15 protein-coding genes are annotated in these 17466 nt (G+C 62.7%); 4 read left to right on the top strand and 11 right to left on the bottom strand.

Annotated features, from left to right (window positions below; genetic code table 11):
- Window positions 1-3: 3 nt before the first annotated feature.
- The 6 genes from FHU29_RS00545 to FHU29_RS00520 all read right to left on the bottom strand — a co-directional run bounded on the left by FHU29_RS00545 (window position 4) and on the right by FHU29_RS00520 (window position 8091).
- A complete protein-coding gene (locus FHU29_RS00545) occupies window positions 4-702 on the bottom strand; it encodes a sirohydrochlorin chelatase (RefSeq protein WP_064440684.1) in 699 nt (232 codons plus the stop codon).
- Entirely contained in the window at window positions 702-1889 is a 1188-nt protein-coding gene (locus FHU29_RS00540) for a uroporphyrinogen-III synthase (RefSeq protein ID WP_064440683.1), read from the bottom strand. Before FHU29_RS00540 ends, FHU29_RS00545 begins: the two co-directional genes overlap by 1 nt.
- A gap of 97 nt (window positions 1890-1986) precedes the next feature.
- On the bottom strand, window positions 1987-2376 hold the full coding sequence (gene nirD, locus FHU29_RS00535) for a nitrite reductase small subunit NirD (protein WP_064440682.1): 390 nt from the start codon (window positions 2374-2376) through the stop codon (window positions 1987-1989).
- The gene (nirB, locus tag FHU29_RS00530; RefSeq protein WP_064440681.1) at window positions 2376-4910 is read right to left on the bottom strand and encodes a nitrite reductase large subunit NirB; all 2535 of its coding nucleotides are present in this window, start codon (window positions 4908-4910) and stop codon (window positions 2376-2378) included. Before nirB ends, nirD begins: the two co-directional genes overlap by 1 nt.
- Before the next feature lie 270 nt (window positions 4911-5180).
- Entirely contained in the window at window positions 5181-6656 is a 1476-nt protein-coding gene (locus tag FHU29_RS00525) for an MFS transporter (RefSeq protein WP_064440680.1), read from the bottom strand.
- A gap of 142 nt (window positions 6657-6798) precedes the next feature.
- Window positions 6799-8091: an MFS transporter gene (locus FHU29_RS00520; RefSeq protein WP_083962352.1), complete on the bottom strand. Its 1293-nt coding sequence runs from the start codon at window positions 8089-8091 to the stop codon at window positions 6799-6801.
- 105 nt (window positions 8092-8196) lie between these two features.
- Between FHU29_RS00520 and FHU29_RS00515 the strand changes: the two genes are divergently transcribed.
- Complete coding sequence (locus tag FHU29_RS00515; RefSeq protein ID WP_157095152.1) at window positions 8197-8871, top strand: FadR/GntR family transcriptional regulator; 675 nt, start codon at window positions 8197-8199, stop codon at window positions 8869-8871.
- 4 nt (window positions 8872-8875) lie between these two features.
- Here FHU29_RS00515 and FHU29_RS00510 read toward each other — a convergent pair whose 3' ends face one another.
- The 3 genes from FHU29_RS00510 to FHU29_RS00500 all read right to left on the bottom strand — a co-directional run bounded on the left by FHU29_RS00510 (window position 8876) and on the right by FHU29_RS00500 (window position 12035).
- A complete protein-coding gene (locus FHU29_RS00510; protein WP_064440679.1) occupies window positions 8876-9730 on the bottom strand; it encodes a TIGR02569 family protein in 855 nt (284 codons plus the stop codon).
- A gap of 73 nt (window positions 9731-9803) precedes the next feature.
- Window positions 9804-10970, bottom strand: a complete 1167-nt coding sequence (moeB, locus tag FHU29_RS00505) for a molybdopterin-synthase adenylyltransferase MoeB (protein ID WP_064440678.1) — start codon at window positions 10968-10970, stop codon at window positions 9804-9806.
- A 12-nt stretch (window positions 10971-10982) separates the two neighbouring features.
- On the bottom strand, window positions 10983-12035 hold the full coding sequence (locus FHU29_RS00500) for a DUF3152 domain-containing protein (protein WP_232322976.1): 1053 nt from the start codon (window positions 12033-12035) through the stop codon (window positions 10983-10985).
- Between the two features lie 323 nt (window positions 12036-12358).
- On the opposite strand from FHU29_RS00500, the gene fasR reads away from it, so the two are divergent.
- Window positions 12359-13123: an HTH-type transcriptional activator FasR gene (gene fasR, locus FHU29_RS00495; protein ID WP_064440767.1), complete on the top strand. Its 765-nt coding sequence runs from the start codon at window positions 12359-12361 to the stop codon at window positions 13121-13123.
- A 53-nt stretch (window positions 13124-13176) separates the two neighbouring features.
- On the opposite strand, the gene FHU29_RS00490 is transcribed toward fasR, so the two are convergent.
- Both FHU29_RS00490 and FHU29_RS00485 read right to left on the bottom strand, forming a co-directional pair.
- Window positions 13177-13407, bottom strand: coding sequence for a DUF3107 domain-containing protein (locus tag FHU29_RS00490; protein ID WP_064440677.1), 231 nt, complete (start codon window positions 13405-13407; stop codon window positions 13177-13179).
- 125 nt (window positions 13408-13532) lie between these two features.
- Complete coding sequence (locus tag FHU29_RS00485) at window positions 13533-14183, bottom strand: ferritin-like fold-containing protein (protein WP_064440676.1); 651 nt, start codon at window positions 14181-14183, stop codon at window positions 13533-13535.
- A 326-nt stretch (window positions 14184-14509) separates the two neighbouring features.
- On the opposite strand from FHU29_RS00485, the gene FHU29_RS00480 reads away from it, so the two are divergent.
- Both FHU29_RS00480 and FHU29_RS00475 read left to right on the top strand, forming a co-directional pair.
- Window positions 14510-16117, top strand: coding sequence for a DEAD/DEAH box helicase (locus tag FHU29_RS00480; protein ID WP_064440766.1), 1608 nt, complete (start codon window positions 14510-14512; stop codon window positions 16115-16117).
- A 30-nt stretch (window positions 16118-16147) separates the two neighbouring features.
- Window positions 16148-17458 carry an Rv3212 family protein gene (locus FHU29_RS00475; protein WP_064440675.1) on the top strand — a complete coding sequence of 437 codons (1311 nt, stop codon included), beginning with the start codon at window positions 16148-16150 and terminating at the stop codon, window positions 17456-17458.
- Window positions 17459-17466: the final 8 nt, after the last annotated feature.

Genomic DNA, 17466 nt, shown 5'->3' with positions numbered 1-17466 from the left:
CGCTCAGTAGTGCAACGTCGGCGCTGGCAAGCACTGAGCAGCCGCGAACCTCGAATGGATCAGGCTCACGAGGTCGGGATGCACACCGATCGGCTCGGCAACGCCATCAGCTTCGAGTTCGTGGAGCCGGTTGTGGAAGAGACCATGAGCAAGCAAGTAGGACGCGATGAACACGCGTTTCCCCGTCTTCTGCCGCACAGCGGTGACCACGTCACCGATCCGAGGCGCGGCGGTCGCGATGTAACCCACGTCAACCCGCGTCTGCAAACGATCGGCGAGCAGCACCGCTGCGCGACGCACATCTCGCAAAGCCCGTGCGTCTGATGATCCCGCCGCCGCGAGAACAACAGCATCTCCGGGGGCCCATCCCGCCTCAGCCAGCCGATCGGCGAGGATAGCGGCGAGCGCTGGGTCAGGACCTATCGCTTGCGTTACGCGGACTCGGCTGTGGCCGGAGGCCTCGACCTCCCGGGGGATGTCGGTCCGTACGTGGTAGCCCGACGCGAGGAACGCCGGCACCAGCGTTGCCGGTCCACGCATCTGCGCTAACACTTCGGCCGGAGAGGGGCCCAAGACGTCAACGAAAGCAACGCGGGTTGGGCCGGCCTGCTCGGACACCGCATCCGCGACAGCAGCGATCATGGACACGCCCCGAGGGTTCCGCGTGCCGTGCGCTACGAGCACTTGCCCGTGTGTCTCCATCACCGGTCTCCCTTCGGATCCGACTCGACGGGGTCGAGCGCCAGCCGGTAGCCGCGCTTCACCACTGTTTGCACAACCTTTGGCGTGCCAAGGGCCGCCCGCAAGCGGGCCACCGCAGTTTCCACCGCATGCGTGTCACCTCCCGCGCCAGGCAGGACCGACAGCAAATCCTCCCTCGACACGACGGCACCAGGACGCCTCGCAAGCGCGCGCATGATCGAAAGCGATGCGGGCGGCACCTGCTTCACTTCCCTATCAACGACGATGCAGCTGCCCCTGATACTCAAATGGCTCCCACCAGCTTGCAGGTGGTTCGCCCTGCGAGGCAACTCTTCCGCGATGTGGCGAGCAAGGGCACCCAGCCGAGCGCGATGCGGTTGCGTAGTCGCGACACCGAGCGCCTCTAGCGGAGCGGCCGTCACCGGCCCCACGCTGAACGGGACGACACGGCCTCGCAGCGCGTTGAGCAGAGACTCGAGCACACGTGTCTCCTTCGCCCGGCCGAGCAGCGACGCGACGGCCGGCGCACTGGTGAATGTGATGGCGTCGAGTTCGCCGTTGATCGACATTTCGATCATTCGGTCGAGCTGAGAACGATCGTCCGGCGGGACCCAGCGGTATACGGGAACCGGTACTACCTCCGCTCCAGCGCTGCGCATGACCTCACAAAAGTCGGGAATCGGCTCCCACTCTGTGGTTGCGCCGTGAAGCTGCACGGCGATCCGCTTGCCTTCGACCCCTTCTTCAAGAAGGTGGTCCAGCACCTCGGCAGAGGATTCCGAGTCGGGAGACCATTCCTCCCGCAGGCCCGCAGCGCGCATCGCACCCTTGGCTTTTGGGCCGCGCGCCAACAGCCTCGACGAAGTCAGCGCGCTGAGAAGTGGCTCCGCGAGACCCCAGTTGTCGGCAGCTTCAACCCAGCCCCGGAAACCGATTCCCGTCGTCGCCACGGCGATATCCGGAGGGGACGCGATCACCGACTCAGTCGCCTTACGCAACTCGGTGTCATCGACGAGAGAGATGATCCGGATGGCTGGCGCGTGCACAAGAGTTGCGCCCCGCCTGCTCAGGAGGGTGGCGAACTCCTCAGCCCGGCGCGCAGCGGTGATACCAATCGTGAAGCCGGCGAGCGCCGCTGGACTGTCCTCGTCGGACCTTAGCGGCACAGTCCTCTCCTTCGCTCCCATAATGTTCACGCTACTGGCTTCCCCTGTACTGATGTGTCGCGCACGGTGCGCGGTCCTAGTTCGCTTGATAACTGGTTCCTGGCACCTGTCGTGTCGGTCACTCCGTGGCTGCGGCGCGCACCTGGACAAGACCGTCGACAACCCGAATCTGATACACGGGCAGCGAATGGCCTGCGTCGTCGAGGCATACGCCGCTCTCCAACGAGAACACTTGCTTGAGCAGCGGCGACGCAACAGTGGGCTCCCCTTTGCGATCGCCGACGATGCCGCGTGACATGACAGCCGCGTGAGCAAACGGGTCGATGTTGCCCACTGCCCGCAACGATCCATCATCGAGTCGGAATAGCGCGGCCTGCTCATTGCCCGGCAGCAGGACCGCAACACCTCGATTCGGCATCAGAAAATCGTAGGCGCACGCAGTCGTCCAGCCTTCCGAACCATTCAGGTCGAGAGCCTCACCGGCCTCTCGGACATCGAGTGCGGTCATCATTTCACCCCTGTTGTCGCAGTTTCGGGCATTGCTGGCATCCCCAAGGTCACGGGGATCTTGCGCCCATCAGACTCGGCGAACTGAACCAGGGGATCTGGCTCAGACGGCGCGTTGACGAACGATACGAAGCGCGAAAGCTTCTGCGGGTCTTCGAGCACACCGGCCCACTCGTCCTTGTAGCCAGCCACGTGCCTTTCCATTGCCGCTTCGAGTTCGGCGGCGATGCCGAGGCTGTCCTCGCAAATGACCCGCTTGAGGTAGTCCAGTCCACCCTCGAGGCTCTCCTGCCACGGCGCGGTGCGCTGCAACCGGTCGGCGGTGCGGATGTAGAACATCAGATACCGATCGATGTATTTGATCAGCGTGTGGTCGTCGAGATCGCCCGCCAGCAGTTCAGCGTGCTTCGGCGTTTGACCGCCGTTTCCGCCGACGTAGAGATTCCATCCCTTTTCCGTCGCGATGACTCCCACGTCCTTGCCGCGGGCCTCAGCGCATTCACGGGCGCAACCGGAAACCGCCAGCTTCAGTTTGTGCGGAGAGCGGAGGCCGCGGTAGCGCTTCTCGAGGTCAACGGCCATTTTCACGGAATCCTGCTGCCCGTATCGGCACCACGAGGAACCCACGCAGCTCTTTACCGTTCGCAGCGACTTCCCGTAGGCGTGGCCGGATTCCATCCCCGCTTCTACGAGTCGCTTCCAGATCGCGGGCAACTGCTCAACGCGAGCACCGAACATATCGATCCGCTGACCACCGGTGACTTTGACATAGAGGTCAAATTCCTTCGCCACCTCACCGATAACGATTAGCTGGTCTGCAGTTACCTCACCGCCTGGCATGCGCGGGACAACTGAATACGTGCCGTTCTTCTGCAGGTTCGCGAGGAAGTGATCGTTGGTGTCCTGAAGGGAGGCTTGTTCACCGTCAAGGATATGATCGCTGCTGGTGGAGGCCAGAATCGATGCCACCGTTGGCTTGCAGATGTCACAGCCTCTGCTGCCGTCGCCATGCTTGTCGATGAGCTTCGAGAATGTGCGGATTCCAGTGCTCTGCACGATCTGGAACAGCTCAGCACGTGAATGTGCAAAGCACTCACACAGCGCCTTCGACAGCTCCACTCCAGAATCTGCGAGCAGTTTCTTCACGAGCGGGAGGCAGCCTCCGCAAGAGGTGCCTGCGTTGGTGCAGCCTTTCACGGCCGCGATGTCGCACGCGCCGTCCGCGATGGCTCGGCAAATGTCGCCTTTGGTGACGGCGTTGCACGAGCAGATCTGGGCATCATCGGGAAGCGCGCCTGCGCCGATTTCGGCGCTGCCACCGGCTGGCGCGATCATCGCAGCGGGGTCGCCAGGCAGTTCGCGGCCGACCATCGGCCGAAGGGTCGCGTAGGAGCTCGCGTCACCGACAAGGATGCCGCCAAGGAGCGTTTTCGCGTCATCTGAGACGACGATCTTCGCGTAGGTTCCGGCAGCGGGGTTGCTGAAAACAACCTCAAGAGCTCCCGGCGTCTGAGCGAAGGCATCGCCGAAACTCGCCACATCGACGCCCAGCAGTTTGAGTTTGGTCGAGAGGTCCGCGCCGGGGAATTCGGCGTCGCCGCCGAGCAGTCGGTCGGCGACAACCTCTGCGGTGGCGTAGCCGGGGCCGACGAGCCCGTAGCAACGGCCCTCGATCGCCGCGACCTCACCAATCGCGTAGATGTCCGGGTCTGAGGTTTGGCATTCGAGACCGGTGATGACCCCGCCGCGTTCGCCGACGTCAAGCCCTGCGGTCCGCGCCAGTTCGTCGCGGGGGCGCACACCAGCCGAGAAGACCAGCAGTGATGCGTCGATTGTTGCGCCGTCGGACAGCTCGACCGTGAGGGAGCCGTCTTCTTTCTCGTTGATGGCGGCGGTTGAAACCCCAGTGTGAATCGTGAGACCCAGATCCGTTACCAGGTTCTTCAGCAGCGCGCCGCCACCCTCATCGACCTGCAGCGGCATCAGCCTGGGCGCAAGCTCGACGACATGTGGAGTGAGTCCCAGCAATTTGAGCGCGTTCGCCGCTTCGAGACCGAGCAGGCCACCACCCACCACGACACCAACACCGCCGCCCGCAGAGGCTGTCTCCGCCGCTGCCTTGATCTTGTCCAAGTCGTCGAGCGTGCGGTACACGAAGCAGTTTCGCGAGTCCTTGCCCGGAACCGGCGGAACGAAGGCGTACGAACCGGTTGCGAGGACGAGCTTGTCGTAGCTGAGGGTGTCACCCGTGCTCGTGGTCACCGTATGCGCGGTGCGGTCGATCTTGACACCAGTTGAGCCGAGACGGACGTCGACGTTCACATCGTCCGGATAGTCATTACCGGCGAGAGCGAGTTCCTTCGGATCCCAGGTGTTCACATAGGACGACAGAGCAACGCGGTCATACGCCGCTTCCGGCTCTTCGCAAAGAACCGTGACTGTCCACTCGCCCCGATCATCACGTGCCCGGAGCGCCTCGACGAATCGGTGTCCGACCATTCCATGGCCGACAACAACGACCTTCTTCTGCATCATGCCGCTCCTTCTTGGTGCTGATGTTCTAACGGTATGGACGCTTCGTTACCTCCCTGTTTCGCGTCCGGGTCGCCCTTTTTAAGCCATCCGCACGGGCTGTGCGCCACCACAGGGAGCCGGCGCCGCACAGCTACTGATCTCACTGCAGGAATCGTCACCGGCTGTGCCTCCAAATCCGGCATCTGGGTGCATGGGAACGCAAGAAGCAAATCCCACGCTGCGCCCAGATACCGGATCGTCATACCGAGTTGGGGGTTGTACGGCGCCAAGCTAGACGTTGGCGTGGGCCAGGCTCGGTGCGCGCGAGATTGCGAATGAAGAGCGCAGGTAGTACCACCACGTCACGCTGGCCATGACCAGGAAGATCACCGCGTAAGTCCAGAAAGCTGGAGCCATTGTGCCGAGGTGCACGTTGGACAAGCGAAGCGCCTGCTGCAGCAGGAAGCCACCGAAAGCGCCGACTGCTCCAATGACGCCAATTGCTGCACCAGCCTGGCGTTTCGCTGATGCGAGCGACTTCTCCATGCTGATGCCTTCTGACTCAGCACGATGCCGCACGCTCGCGCTGAAGATCATCGGAATCATGCGGTAGGTCGATCCGTTGCCCACGCCGGTAATGATGAAGAGTGCGATGAAGGAAATGAGGTACAGCGGGAAGCTTTCGAGCGCGAGCGATCCCATCACTGCCGCGATGCTCACAGACAGACCTACGAAGACGAAGAAGGTGAGCTTCGCGCCACCCACTTTGTCAGCGAACCAGCCGCCCGCTGGGCGCGCGAACGAGCCGACGAGCGCACCGATGAAGGCGAGATTGCCGAGCGCGACCATCCATCCGACGTTCTGCAGTTCAGGGAAGTAGGCACGGAGCAGCGTCGGGAACGCGAATGAGAACCCAACGAACGAACCGAAGGTTCCGATGTACAGAAAGGCCATGATCCAGGTGTGCTTGTTCTTCATTGCGCGTGGGTACGAGTCACCATCCGGCTTTGCGCCGCTGATGCTGTCCATGCGGGTCCACGCACCGATTGCAGCGACGAGGACGAACGGCACCCAGAAGAGAGCTGCCACGGTGAGGGCGAATCGGTAGCCGCCCTCATCCTGCGCGGTGAACAGCAAGGCTCCCGTGATCACCAGCGGCATCGCGAGCTGCGTGACCGCTACACCGAGGTTTCCGCCAGCTGCGTTGATGCCCAGGGCGGCACCCTTCTTGCTCTCCGGGAAGAAAAAGGAGATGTTGGTCATCGACGACGAGAAGTTGCCGCCACCGAAACCCGTGAGAGCGGCTAGGACCACGAACACCCACATCGGCGTGGACGGCTGACTGAACGCGACCGCCAGACCAATTGTCGGAATCAGCAGCATCCCCGCGCTGAAAGTGGTGAAGCCACGCCCACCAAATTTCGATACAGCGAAGGTGTACGGGATTCGGAGAATTGCGCCGACGATGACCGGGACCGAGATCAGGATTAGGGCATTGTTGACAGCCGCATCGCCCTGCATGAACGCGAACCCTGCATTGCCCATCTGCGTGACAAGGATGCTGTAGAGCACCCACACGTTGAAGCCGAGATGCTCGGCAAAAACCGAGAACATCAGGTTGCGCTTGGCAACCTTCTTGCCCTTCTTCTCCCAGAAGTCGGGGTTCTCTGGCTCCCAGTGGTCAATCCAGCGTCCTTTGCGGTGAGCCGCTGCGGCGGTCTCTTCCGCCCCTGGCTCTGGTGCGGGTCGTTCGCTCACGAGCGTCATCGCGGTCCCCTTTCTAGTGTGGAGACCTCAATGTAGGAATTGGGTGTTGCGACGGTGCTGCCCTAGATGACTGCACCGTCAAAATCTCCTCACCTGGACAAATCCTGCCCCGTGAGGGTTTCTTCCGTGTTTCGCCGCTGTGTCAGTGGGTGAAGATCGGACGCCTCCACGTGTCTTCAATCACACGTGGGGCGCATACGTGACGTGCGGCTATGAGGGTGATCACAACAACTCCCGCGAGCGCTGCGAAGGGCACAGTCCATCCTCCGGTCAGTTCGTGCAGAACTCCGACGCCGAACGGTCCGATGCACGCGAGCGCGTAGCCAAACCCTTGCGCAAATCCCGACAGCCTGGCTGCGCCAACGTCCGTTCGGGACCGCAGGTTGATCAGCGTCAGCGACATGGGGAACGTCGACGGCCCGAGGCCGAGCAGCACGATCCAGATAATAGTGCCGTGCAGTGGCGCGAAGTGCAGCCCGGCCATTCCCGCAACAATGACGCTCATGCATCCAGCCACCAACGGATATGGGTTAGCCATCCGTGTCGTCAGAGTCGGCATGACAAGCACACCCACCAGGCCGGCCAAAATGAAAACACCAAACAGCGTTCCGGCATCACCCCGGCTGATGCCGAAGTCCATAAGCATCGTCGGGAGCCAGGTCAAAAAGGTGTACGTCATGAGCGCTGTCATTCCGAACATGACCGCGAGGCCCCATCCGAGTGGCGACCGCCAGACCTGGCCGTCACCGGCCACGCTCACAGCCCCCGCAGCAGCCGTGCGCTGAACCCGCGTGCGTCGAGTCAGGCTTATCCAGGGCAAAACTGCGGCCGCCGCGACCGCAGCCCACATGCCCAGCGAGAACCTCCAGCCGACCGCGTCGGCGACTGGGATCGCCATGACCGCGGGAATGACCGTGCCGAGTTGCACAAAGCTGATGTACAGCGTGGACATGAGCGCGATGCGGTCGGAAAAGTAACGCTTGACCAGCGGAGGCAGGACGACATTACCGATACCCATCCCCATCAGTGCTATCGCGGTGAGCAGAAGCATCGGGGTGACGTGCCCGGCGAGGGGCCGGACAGCGAGGCCTAGCGTTGAGAGCACCACTGACAGCAGCGCCGTCCGCTCAAGGCCGATACGCACCATCACCGCTGGGGTCAGAAGACCTGCTACCGCAAACATCGTCGGCGGCATCATGCCGAATACTCCGGCCATTACGGCACCGAAGCCCACTGCCGAACCGATGTCGGCGAGCAACGGCGTCAGCGACGTCACTGCTAGGCGGAGTGTAAAAGCGGCGAGAAGGAGCCCAGCGAATACCAGCAGACGTCCGCGCCACAGATGCTCGCGCACTCCACGCACGATTGCCGCGTCGGCAACCTCGATGCGGGAAGCGTCGCTCGCAACTGCTTCGGCCGGAACGAATGGAGGCACAGGTCTCTCCCTAGGCAAAAAGGATGGGTTCATCAAATCATAGGATGACCCTATGAACATCGGCAACGTATTCTGAGCCACACAGCACACCGTCAGGAGGCACCGGTGCGACACGTGCAGCGACAAAGCCTGATTTCGCAAGTGACTGACATGCTCCGCGAGCAGATCACCTCCGGGGCGTGGCCAGTCGGCAGGCGCATCCCTACTGAACCCGAACTATCTGAACTGACCGGAACTGGGCGGAACACGGTTCGTGAAGCCGTACAGGCGCTTGTCCATGCCGGGATGCTGCAGCGACGTCAGGGCTCGGGTACGTACGTCCTCTCCGCCTCTGATGTCACTGGAGCGCTGTCGAAACACCTAGCGGATGCGGCGGAACGTGACGTCGTCGAGCTGCGGCAGGCCCTGGACGTGACCGCCGCGGCCCTCGCCGCGATACGCCGGGATGACCACGACATCGCTACCTTGCAGCGGCTTCTAGACGAACGCACACGACTTAACGCCGCGGGCGACTTCGATCGCGCGATCGAGGTCGACGTCGATCTGCACCGCGCGATCGTCGCCGCCAGCCACAACGCCCTCTACCTGGAGTTTTACGACTCGCTCGTACCGATTATCAAGTCGTCGATTCACTATCACCTCGAATACCACGGGCTGGCCGAGACCCATTATGACCCCGAGCATGCCAGGCTGGTCCGGGCAATCATCGCGGGCGATCCGGGGGAGGCGAGCCGGGAGGCTCAGCAGTTCCTCGCCAGCGTGCTGAAAAACATCGGGTAGGGATCTAGAGAGTAGCTAGAATCTGCTCGGCGGTCCGCTCTATCGCGACGAGAGCCGGCGGCGTTGAACGCGGGTGCAGTGCATGGACCGCAACTCGGAACATCAGTGCGCGAAGCAGCATCTGGGGCCACTCCTGCATCGCATCCCACCGTTCGACGAGACCTTCGTCCGCACCACCCCAGGACAAGGCGTCCACCACGACAACCGCAGCTGCCCAGGAAATCGGTCGCCAGTACGGCGTAATATCCGTGATTCCCGGGGCCTCGGTCTCAGCGAACAGCACCGTTCCGAACAGGTCACCGTGGACCAGCTGAGTCGGCAACTCCACCGGTTTGCGCTGCTCAGCTAGATGCTTGAGCAGTGCGAGGCTTCCCTCCACACCTTCCTTCGACATGTCGAGCAGACCCGTACGCCGCGGGTCACGCAACGGCACCGGCTCCCACGCAGCACGGTCCGCGGCAACAAACACGTCGATATCTGAGAAAGGCGCTACCGGAGGCTGCGTCAGGAATCGAGGTTTTTCAAGCCGCGACGTCGCCGCATGCAACCGGACCGAGAGCGACACCACCTCATCATGCCGAGGTTCAGGAGAACCTTCAATGAAGGTATCCGCACGCCATCCCGAGACCACATAGCGCCCATCCGTTGCACGCACCGGCTTGGCTACGCGCGCGCCATCGACCATCAAGGTCTCGCGAACTTTTGCGGACCACGCTGCGCGCGCATGATCTCCGACCGGGGACAACACAACGTCGCCGAAACGCCAGCCACCGTCCCAATCCGCACCCAATGACACGGGTTCTTTTTCTCGCAAGCCGAAAGTCGAGCGCACATGGTCTGGAGGCGGGGCGGAACTCACGACCGTAACCTACTCCTCTGAACAGTGGATACCCGGTAGGACCGCGGCCGTGTCGGGTCCCGGCTGCCGTAGATCAGTACATCGGCAACGAGCGATCCACTTGCTTCACCCACGCAGCCAGACCCCCGCGAAGGTGGCGCGCATTCTTCAGCCCAGCCTTATGCAGCGCTTCGAGTGCCTCTGCGGACCTGACACCGGTCTTGCAATAGAGCACAACTTCCCGGTCTTGCGGCAGCTGGCTGAGCGCCGCGCCCGAATCGAACTCAGAGTGCGGCACCAATGTAGCTCCCTCAATGCGGACAATCTCCCATTCGGTGCGCTCCCGGACATCGATCAGCACCGGCGGAGCAGCAGATGAGAGCAAGTCCGCGAGCTCAGTGGGCGCGATCGAGCTGTCCCCCGCTGAGGGCGCGATCGCCGTTCCGCAGAACTCCTCGTAATCCGTCAGTTCTGTTATGCGCGGCGCGCCTGCCGCACGCCGCAGTCCAAGTGAGCGGAAGGACATTGCGAGCGCGTCATACACGAGGACGCGCCCCAGCAGCGGGTCACCGGTCCCGGTAATGAGCTTGATCGCCTCCGTCGCCATCAAGGAACCGATCGTCGCGCACAGCGCACCGAACACTCCCCCTTCGGCGCAAGACGGCACCGTTCCCGGTGCAGGTGGATCGGGAAACAGATCCCGGTAGGTGACACCGCGACCGTGCGGAGCGTCCTCCCAGAAGACTGAGACCTGACCTTCGAACCGGAAGATCGACCCCCATACGTAGGGCTTTCCAGCTAGCGCAGCCGCATCGTTCACCAGATACCGGGTCGCGAAGTTGTCTGTTCCATCGACAATCAGGTCGTACTGCCTGAAGATGTTCACCGCGTTGCGATTCTCGAGACGCAGGTTGTGCCAGCGCACCTCGACATGCGGATTGATATTCCGGATTGACTCGCGGGCACTCTCACCCTTCGGCCGCCCCAGATCGGATTCGCCATGAATAACCTGCCGCTGCAGGTTCGACATTTCGACGCTGTCGAACTCGACGATGCCGATCGTGCCAGCGCCCGCAGCCGCGAGGTACATCAAAACCGGCGAGCCGAGCCCACCTGCGCCGATCACGAGTACGCGCGCGTTCTTCAGCCTGCGCTGACCTCCGACACCGATCCCGGGGATCAGAAGGTGCCGCGAGTACCGCGCGATGTCATCGCGCGTCAGTTCAGCAGCCGGGGCTACCAGCGGGGGTAACGCATTCATTCCGTCACCAGCCTACTGCCCGGCTCGCGGGTACGGCCACGCGTTGTATTGGCACACGAAACCATCCGGCGGGACCACACCGCCCGGGTCAAGCTGGGCGATTTCGTTGTTCGCCGTACTCAGCGTCTGCTGCATCATGACGTTCGCAAGCCCCCCGTCAGATTCGCACGGGACATGTTCCGGGTAGCCAATCGCATGGCCCACCTCATGATTGACGAGGTACTGGCGATACGACCCAATGTCACCCTGGAATGCCAGCGCGCCCCGGACCCACCGCGCGTCATTGATGATCACTCGGCCACTGCGCGGCGAGAAGCAAGAGACCTCGAGCTGGATCGTGTAACCGCAGAACTGCCGCACCGTCATCACTGAAGTCAGCGAAACCCGGAAGTCGGGCGGTCCGTCTTCCGGCCCCGAGATCCTCCGGAAACCGAATTGCGGGTCCGCGATCCAGCTCTTCGGGTTGGCTAGCGTCTCATCCACCATCCGAGTCACCGCTTCGTCTCCGCCGTAGCTGGTCGTGTCGACACCCTCCTCGATTTCGACCGTGTACGTGAACACGCGGTTCTCCCCTGCCCCTACCTCGCCTGTATGGCCCGGAACAATGCGCCATTCGCCCGTGCCGTGCTCGGTGTAGGGGCCACCCGCGGGAAGTTCACCGGTGGGCAGATCAGGAAAAGAACCGTCAGCAGGAGGCGGCGCGAGTTCCTCATTCTGGCTGGTGCCGCCATCGAGCATCGGCAGGTTCTGGATGCCTGCCACCGTCTGATCCGACGAAAACCGATCCTCAGAACCGTTGGCGGAAAACACCGTGACCGCCACAATCAGAAGCGCCACCATCGGGACCGCGTACGCGCGCCACCCATTCGCGCGCAAGAAAGCGAGCGCCCGGTTTGTTCTGGGTGAGCGCTTCGCGCGTTTCCGGAGCCGTCGGGCGCCCCTCGGCGGCCGCCGGCGCACATAGGGCGGCGGTTCAGGCTCGCCATGAAAGTCTGCCGTGCCGGGCGAGTGCTCTGTGGGATCCCATTGCGCCTCGAGCGGCTGGTTCCACGGGCTCTGCCGCACAGCCGAGCGCGAGCGTGACGGCGCCCGTGTCCGCCGTCCACGGACACTACGAACCTCGTCACGAGGCCGCCGCCGACCGTCTTCTTGGTGACGTGCTCCGCGAATCGTCACCCTCCCACACTCTCACAATTCGACCGGGCACAAACCCCGCCGCGCCGCGCGGCGCAGCTGCCACGCAGACGGACAATTCCACCGCGAGCCTACCCGAACCAGCCACCGTCACACCCACCGAGAGGGCGGACGCGAGATCGGAATTTAGGCCGCTACAGGGTAGTGTCAATGCACTGGTAACCAGCAACGACACCAGCGGTATACGAACGGTGATGGCATTGACGGAACGGATCAGCACTCCACCCTCATCCACTGAGGAACACAACAGTGGAGTGCGAGGCACTGAGCAGCCCCGCACACCAGCACGGAAGAACACCCGGCTCCCGCGCGGCGCGCGACGTGCTCAGCTTCTCAATGCTGCGAGCGATGTCTTCGCCAGCCAGGGGTATCACGCCGCAGGGATGGATGAGATCGCGGAGCGGGCCGGCGTCAGCAAACCTGTGTTGTACCAGCACTTCCCGAGCAAACTCGACCTATACCTCGCTGTGCTGCAAGCCCACGTCGAAAAGCTGATCTCGGGCGTTCGTCAAGCGCTGCGCTCAACTACTCACAACAAGCAGCGTCTCTACGCCGCTGTTATGGCTTTCTTCGACTTTGTCGACAATGACACTCAGGGCTACCGGCTGATCTTTCAATCCGATGCACTGAGCGACCCCTCCGTTCAGGAGCGCGTCGAGCAAGCCAGCGAGGACTGTATAGACGCCGTGTTCGATCTGGTCAGCCACGATTCCGGCCTTGATCCGTACCGGGCCCGCATGCTCGCTGTGGGGCTCGTCGGTGTCAGCCAGGTCAACGCTCGTTACTGGCTCGAAGCGAACCGCCCGATCAGTAAGAGTGACGCGGTCGAAACAACCGTCACGCTTGCTTGGGGTGGACTGTCGCACGTTCCTTACCAGCGGTCCTCTGATGAGGGAAAGGCCGTGGCGCCGTCCACGCGCACACCCACGTCCACGGATACGAGCCCCCGCACAGTCTGATCTGACACGTCGGGCGCGGCAGCTTTCGCTGCCGCGCCCGAATTAGCTGTCAATCAGCTTGGTGCAAACCCGACCTTGCGTGAATCGGCCGGACCGATCTCCACATAGGTGATCTTGCTGGACTGAATCAGATACTTGCGGCCCTTCTCGTCCGTCAATATGAACGTCGCACTATTGCCCTTCTCGAAGGCAGAGCGTGCCTGTTCCTCTACCTCATCAACGGACTGGGTGCTGTTTACGATCAGCTCCCGACTGCTGTCGGCGATCCCGATCTTGACCTCCACGCTGTCCTCCGATCACATAAAATGGCGTGCTGCTGAACACGATCCAGTCATCCTGATGTCAGGCTATCGAAACGGCGGGCCAGAGGGCCGCCGTTACCCTGCGCTGTAAGCGAACGGCCAGGCACTTACAGGCCGAGAAGCTTCATCCGCTCGTCGTGTTTAGCCTGCATGCTGTCGAACAGCGTGGCGATGTGGTTGAGGTCGCCGCTGGCTGAGAGGACAAGTTCCGCAAGGTCGTCACGCTGCCCCAGTACAAATTGTGCTTGCGTGAGCGCCTCACCGAACAGGCGCCGCGCCCACAGGCGCAGCCGGTCCGCAGCGATGGTGTCACCGTCGACGATCGAGCGCACCTCATCCTTCACGAACTCGGAATGGTGTGTTTCAGCGAGCACGCCCTGGACCACCGCGGCGACGTCAGAGGGGAAGGCGCTCGAGATCTCCAGATAGAAGTCCGCCGCGATGCCGTCGCCGATGTAGGCCTTGACCAAGGTTTCCGGCCACGTACTCGGCGTGGTCGAGCGGTGATAGGCATCCAGGACGTCGATGAAAGGTGCCATCACTTCGAACGGATCCCGGCCCCGCTCCGTGATGGCCGAATGCAATAGTTCGTAATGACGCATCTCGGAACCGGCCATACGTGCGATCGCCACGCGACCGTAGAGGTGCGGAGCGAATTTCGCCTCGTCTGCCAGTCGATAGAACGCCGTGATCTCGCCGCATGCCAATGCGCCATATAGTTCGATTATTCCTGGGTGATCGCTAGTCACAGATCCCATAACGGAGAGCCTATTCCACTGATCGGATCACCCGCGCGCCTACCGTCAATCAGCTGCTGTTCCGGACGCAGGTTTTCTGGCGTCCAGATCGGAGGCGAGCCAATATGCCTGCCCCTGACATGCGATTTTCCTCCAGGGCCCGCGGTGGCCGGTACCATGGCTGCAAGCCCTTGGCAACGAGCGGTTGCTCACCTTTCATTTGGGTGGTCAGTCCGCAGCGGATTTTGATGACACCGCGCCGGCTTCTTGAACCTCGCGCCGCGCTTATGAAGCCGCGGCGAACAACAGAAAGGCACATCCTGAGCAAGTTCACGAAAGACACGGGTATGGCAGGGCCGCCAGGAACTGCGTCCGCTACGGAGAAGACCGTACTTGCGGACGCCCGCGCCCTCACCGCACCCCATGAATCACCGAGCTTCGCTGAATTGGGCGTCATCGACGACATCGTTCGCGCCCTGAACGAGCAGGGCATCGAGCGTACGTTCGCGATCCAGGAGCTAACACTTCCGCTGGCACTCGCAGGCGAAGATCTGATCGGGCAAGCTCGCACCGGCATGGGTAAGACCTTCGGTTTCGGTGTCCCACTTCTGCACCGCGTCGTGACTGGCAGCGCACCGCTCGACGGCACTCCGCGTGCGCTCGTTGTGGTCCCAACGCGCGAATTGTGCATTCAGGTGACGAAAGATCTGACAGCGGCTGGACGGTATCTCAGCGCCGGGGCGAACGGGAGTACCCGCAAGCTGAGTGTGTCCGCGATTTATGGTGGTCGGCCATACGAGGAGCAGACGTCGGCGCTGAGCGCTGGGGTCGACGTTGTTGTCGGCACCCCTGGCCGGTTGCTGGACCTGGCTAATCAGAAGTATTTGAAGCTCGACGGGATTTCAATCGTCGTACTCGACGAGGCCGACGAGATGCTCGATCTGGGCTTCCTTCCCGATATCGAGAAGATTCTCAGCCGCGTGCCTGACGCGCGGCAGACGATGCTGTTCTCAGCCACGATGCCTGGGCCGATCATCACACTCGCGCGAACATTCTTGACTCAGCCGACGCACGTCCGCGCGGAGGAGACCGACTCATCAGCGGTTCATGACCGCACTCGCCAGTTTGTCTACCGCGCGCACGCGCTAGACAAACTGGAACTCGTCAGCAAGGTCCTCCAGGCCCGCGAACGCGGCGCTGCCATGGTCTTCACCCGGACCAAGCGGCAGGCCGACCAGCTTTCCCGCGACCTCGAGCAGCGGGGTTTCGCGGTCTGTGCCATCCACGGCGACCTCGGGCAGGGTGCTCGGGAGAAGGCATTGCGCTCGTTCCGGTCAGGCCGAGCAAATGTGCTGGTTGCAACTGACGTTGCAGCCCGCGGCATCGACATCGATGACGTCACGCACGTGGTCAACTTCCACTGCCCCGACGACGAGAACACTTACGTTCACCGGGTGGGCCGCACCGGCCGCGCCGGGCGCACCGGAATAGCAGTGACCCTGGTGGATTGGGAAGACCTCGAGCGCTGGAAGCACATTAGCCAGACGCTGGACCTGAAGATCGATGCTCCGGTCGAGACATACTCCACGTCCGATCACCTCTTCAAGGACCTCGATATCCCGGACGACGCGAGCGGACGTGTCTCGGTGCCGCCACGCAGTGACGCACCGCCACAAACCGAAGACGTCAAGACGAGCGACGAGAAGAAGCGCACGACGTCCCGGCGGCGACGCACACGGGGAGCACGACGGGACGACGATACGCCGGGCGGGACGAACGCGACGAGCGATACGGCCTCGACCTCTCCTGAAACTCCAAGTACCCCCTCCTCTCCTGACGGCCCGAAGCGGCGCCGCACACGCACGCGTGGCCGCAAACCCGCCATGGAAGGCGGATCTGACGGTGCACCGTCAGCTGCCAAAAAGGGAGCACCGGAAAACGCTTCCGCAGAATGATCAACCGCGCACAGGGTGCGGGGAGCGGTCGTGATCGCACCTGAGCGCCGTACCCGGGCAGATGTGGTCGCCGCCGTTGCAATCACTGTGCTTGTCATCGTTGCGACATTTGCGATCTGGTGGCGCAGCGACTACCGACAAGCACAATCCTCCCCCGCCGAGCGTCCGATCGAAGCAGTCGCCGGGGCTCTAGCAACACCCACATCCGTGCGCGAGTTGTGGCGCGCACCAAATGAAGCGTCGACCGTTCCCATAACGTCCGGCGGCACCGTCGTGAGCACACACGCGGGCGAGGTTACTGGTCATGACGTAGCCACCGGCGACCCGCGCTGGCGTTATGAACGCCAGCGCGAACTGTGCGCGGTGACAGGACAAGAACACCAGGTGGTCGCGGTGTACCGGACTCCGCGCGGCTGCACGCAGGTGACCGCCCTTGAGAGCGCTACCGGTGTGCGCGGGGAGCAGCGAACGAGCGACGCGGATGCCTCGGTGATGCTGTCCTCCGACGGACCCCACGTCATGTCGCAGGGGCCGCAGCGGCTCGAGGTATGGCGCTCCGACTTGGTTCGGACGCTCGAATTCGGCAGGGTTGCCGCGCCAGTGAATCCGGACCGCCAGCAGCGCGCTGGCTGCGACATTCTCGACGCACACCTCACCCGGTCCCGTGTAGCGGCGATTCTGCAGTGCCCGGACGAATCGGGTGAACGGCTCGTCCTGCTCGACAGCACACCCGAGCGGAACAACGAGCCCGAAGAGCACGGAAGCACGCTCCTCACGACTCAAGATTCCGCCCTGGGTGAAATTCCGGGAGCTCACGGCACGTCCCTTGCCGCGGTATCTGCCCAGTTAACTGCGATCTTCGTCCCGGGAGATGCAGACGAGATCGCCGTATACGGGCAGGAAGGCACAGCGATCCATCGGTGGGCGCTCACGGATGTGCCCACCGCTCCTGGCATCTCCGATGACGCCCCAATCGGGTTCAGTCCGGAGCGAATGTCCACCGGGACCGTCAGTGCTCCCATGGATATGGCGTACTGGTTCACTGGCACCGATGTGGTCAGCCTGTCGGGACGGGACTTCCGGCCGCTATGGCGAGTTCCCGCCTCGGGTCTCCCGGCGACAATGGCTGGGCAGTTGCTTATTCCCACCCCTGCCGGAATCAGCGTCCACAACGCGCGCACCGGGGCTTTGGAGCGCACCATCGCCCTCGATCGGAACGGCGACAACGTGACTGGCCTTGCAGTCCTTGGAGATTTCATTCTCGAACAACGCAACGGTGACGCGGGGACTGTCGTCGTTCTGGGCCAACGCACTTCGGCACGGCCGAGGGGCACCAGCTAACAGGTCCC

The sequence above is a fragment of the Hoyosella altamirensis genome, from assembly GCF_014191505.1.
In the GTDB taxonomy this organism is placed as follows: domain Bacteria; phylum Actinomycetota; class Actinomycetes; order Mycobacteriales; family Mycobacteriaceae; genus Hoyosella; species Hoyosella altamirensis.
Note: the sequence above shows the minus strand (reverse complement) of the source record. Positions and strands in the feature narration are given on the sequence as shown.

Coding starts and splice junctions, on each gene's coding strand:
- FHU29_RS00545 (WP_064440684.1), bottom strand. CDS start 702: ATGGAGACACACGGGCAAGTGCTCGTAGCGCACGGCACGCGGAACCCT.
- FHU29_RS00540 (WP_064440683.1), bottom strand. CDS start 1,889: ATGGGAGCGAAGGAGAGGACTGTGCCGCTAAGGTCCGACGAGGACAGT.
- nirD (WP_064440682.1), bottom strand. CDS start 2,376: ATGACCGCACTCGATGTCCGAGAGGCCGGTGAGGCTCTCGACCTGAAT.
- nirB (WP_064440681.1), bottom strand. CDS start 4,910: ATGATGCAGAAGAAGGTCGTTGTTGTCGGCCATGGAATGGTCGGACAC.
- FHU29_RS00525 (WP_064440680.1), bottom strand. CDS start 6,656: ATGACGCTCGTGAGCGAACGACCCGCACCAGAGCCAGGGGCGGAAGAG.
- moeB (WP_064440678.1), bottom strand. CDS start 10,970: ATGAATGCGTTACCCCCGCTGGTAGCCCCGGCTGCTGAACTGACGCGC.
- fasR (WP_064440767.1), top strand. CDS start 12,359: ATGGCATTGACGGAACGGATCAGCACTCCACCCTCATCCACTGAGGAA.
- FHU29_RS00485 (WP_064440676.1), bottom strand. CDS start 14,183: ATGGGATCTGTGACTAGCGATCACCCAGGAATAATCGAACTATATGGC.
- FHU29_RS00480 (WP_064440766.1), top strand. CDS start 14,510: ATGGCAGGGCCGCCAGGAACTGCGTCCGCTACGGAGAAGACCGTACTT.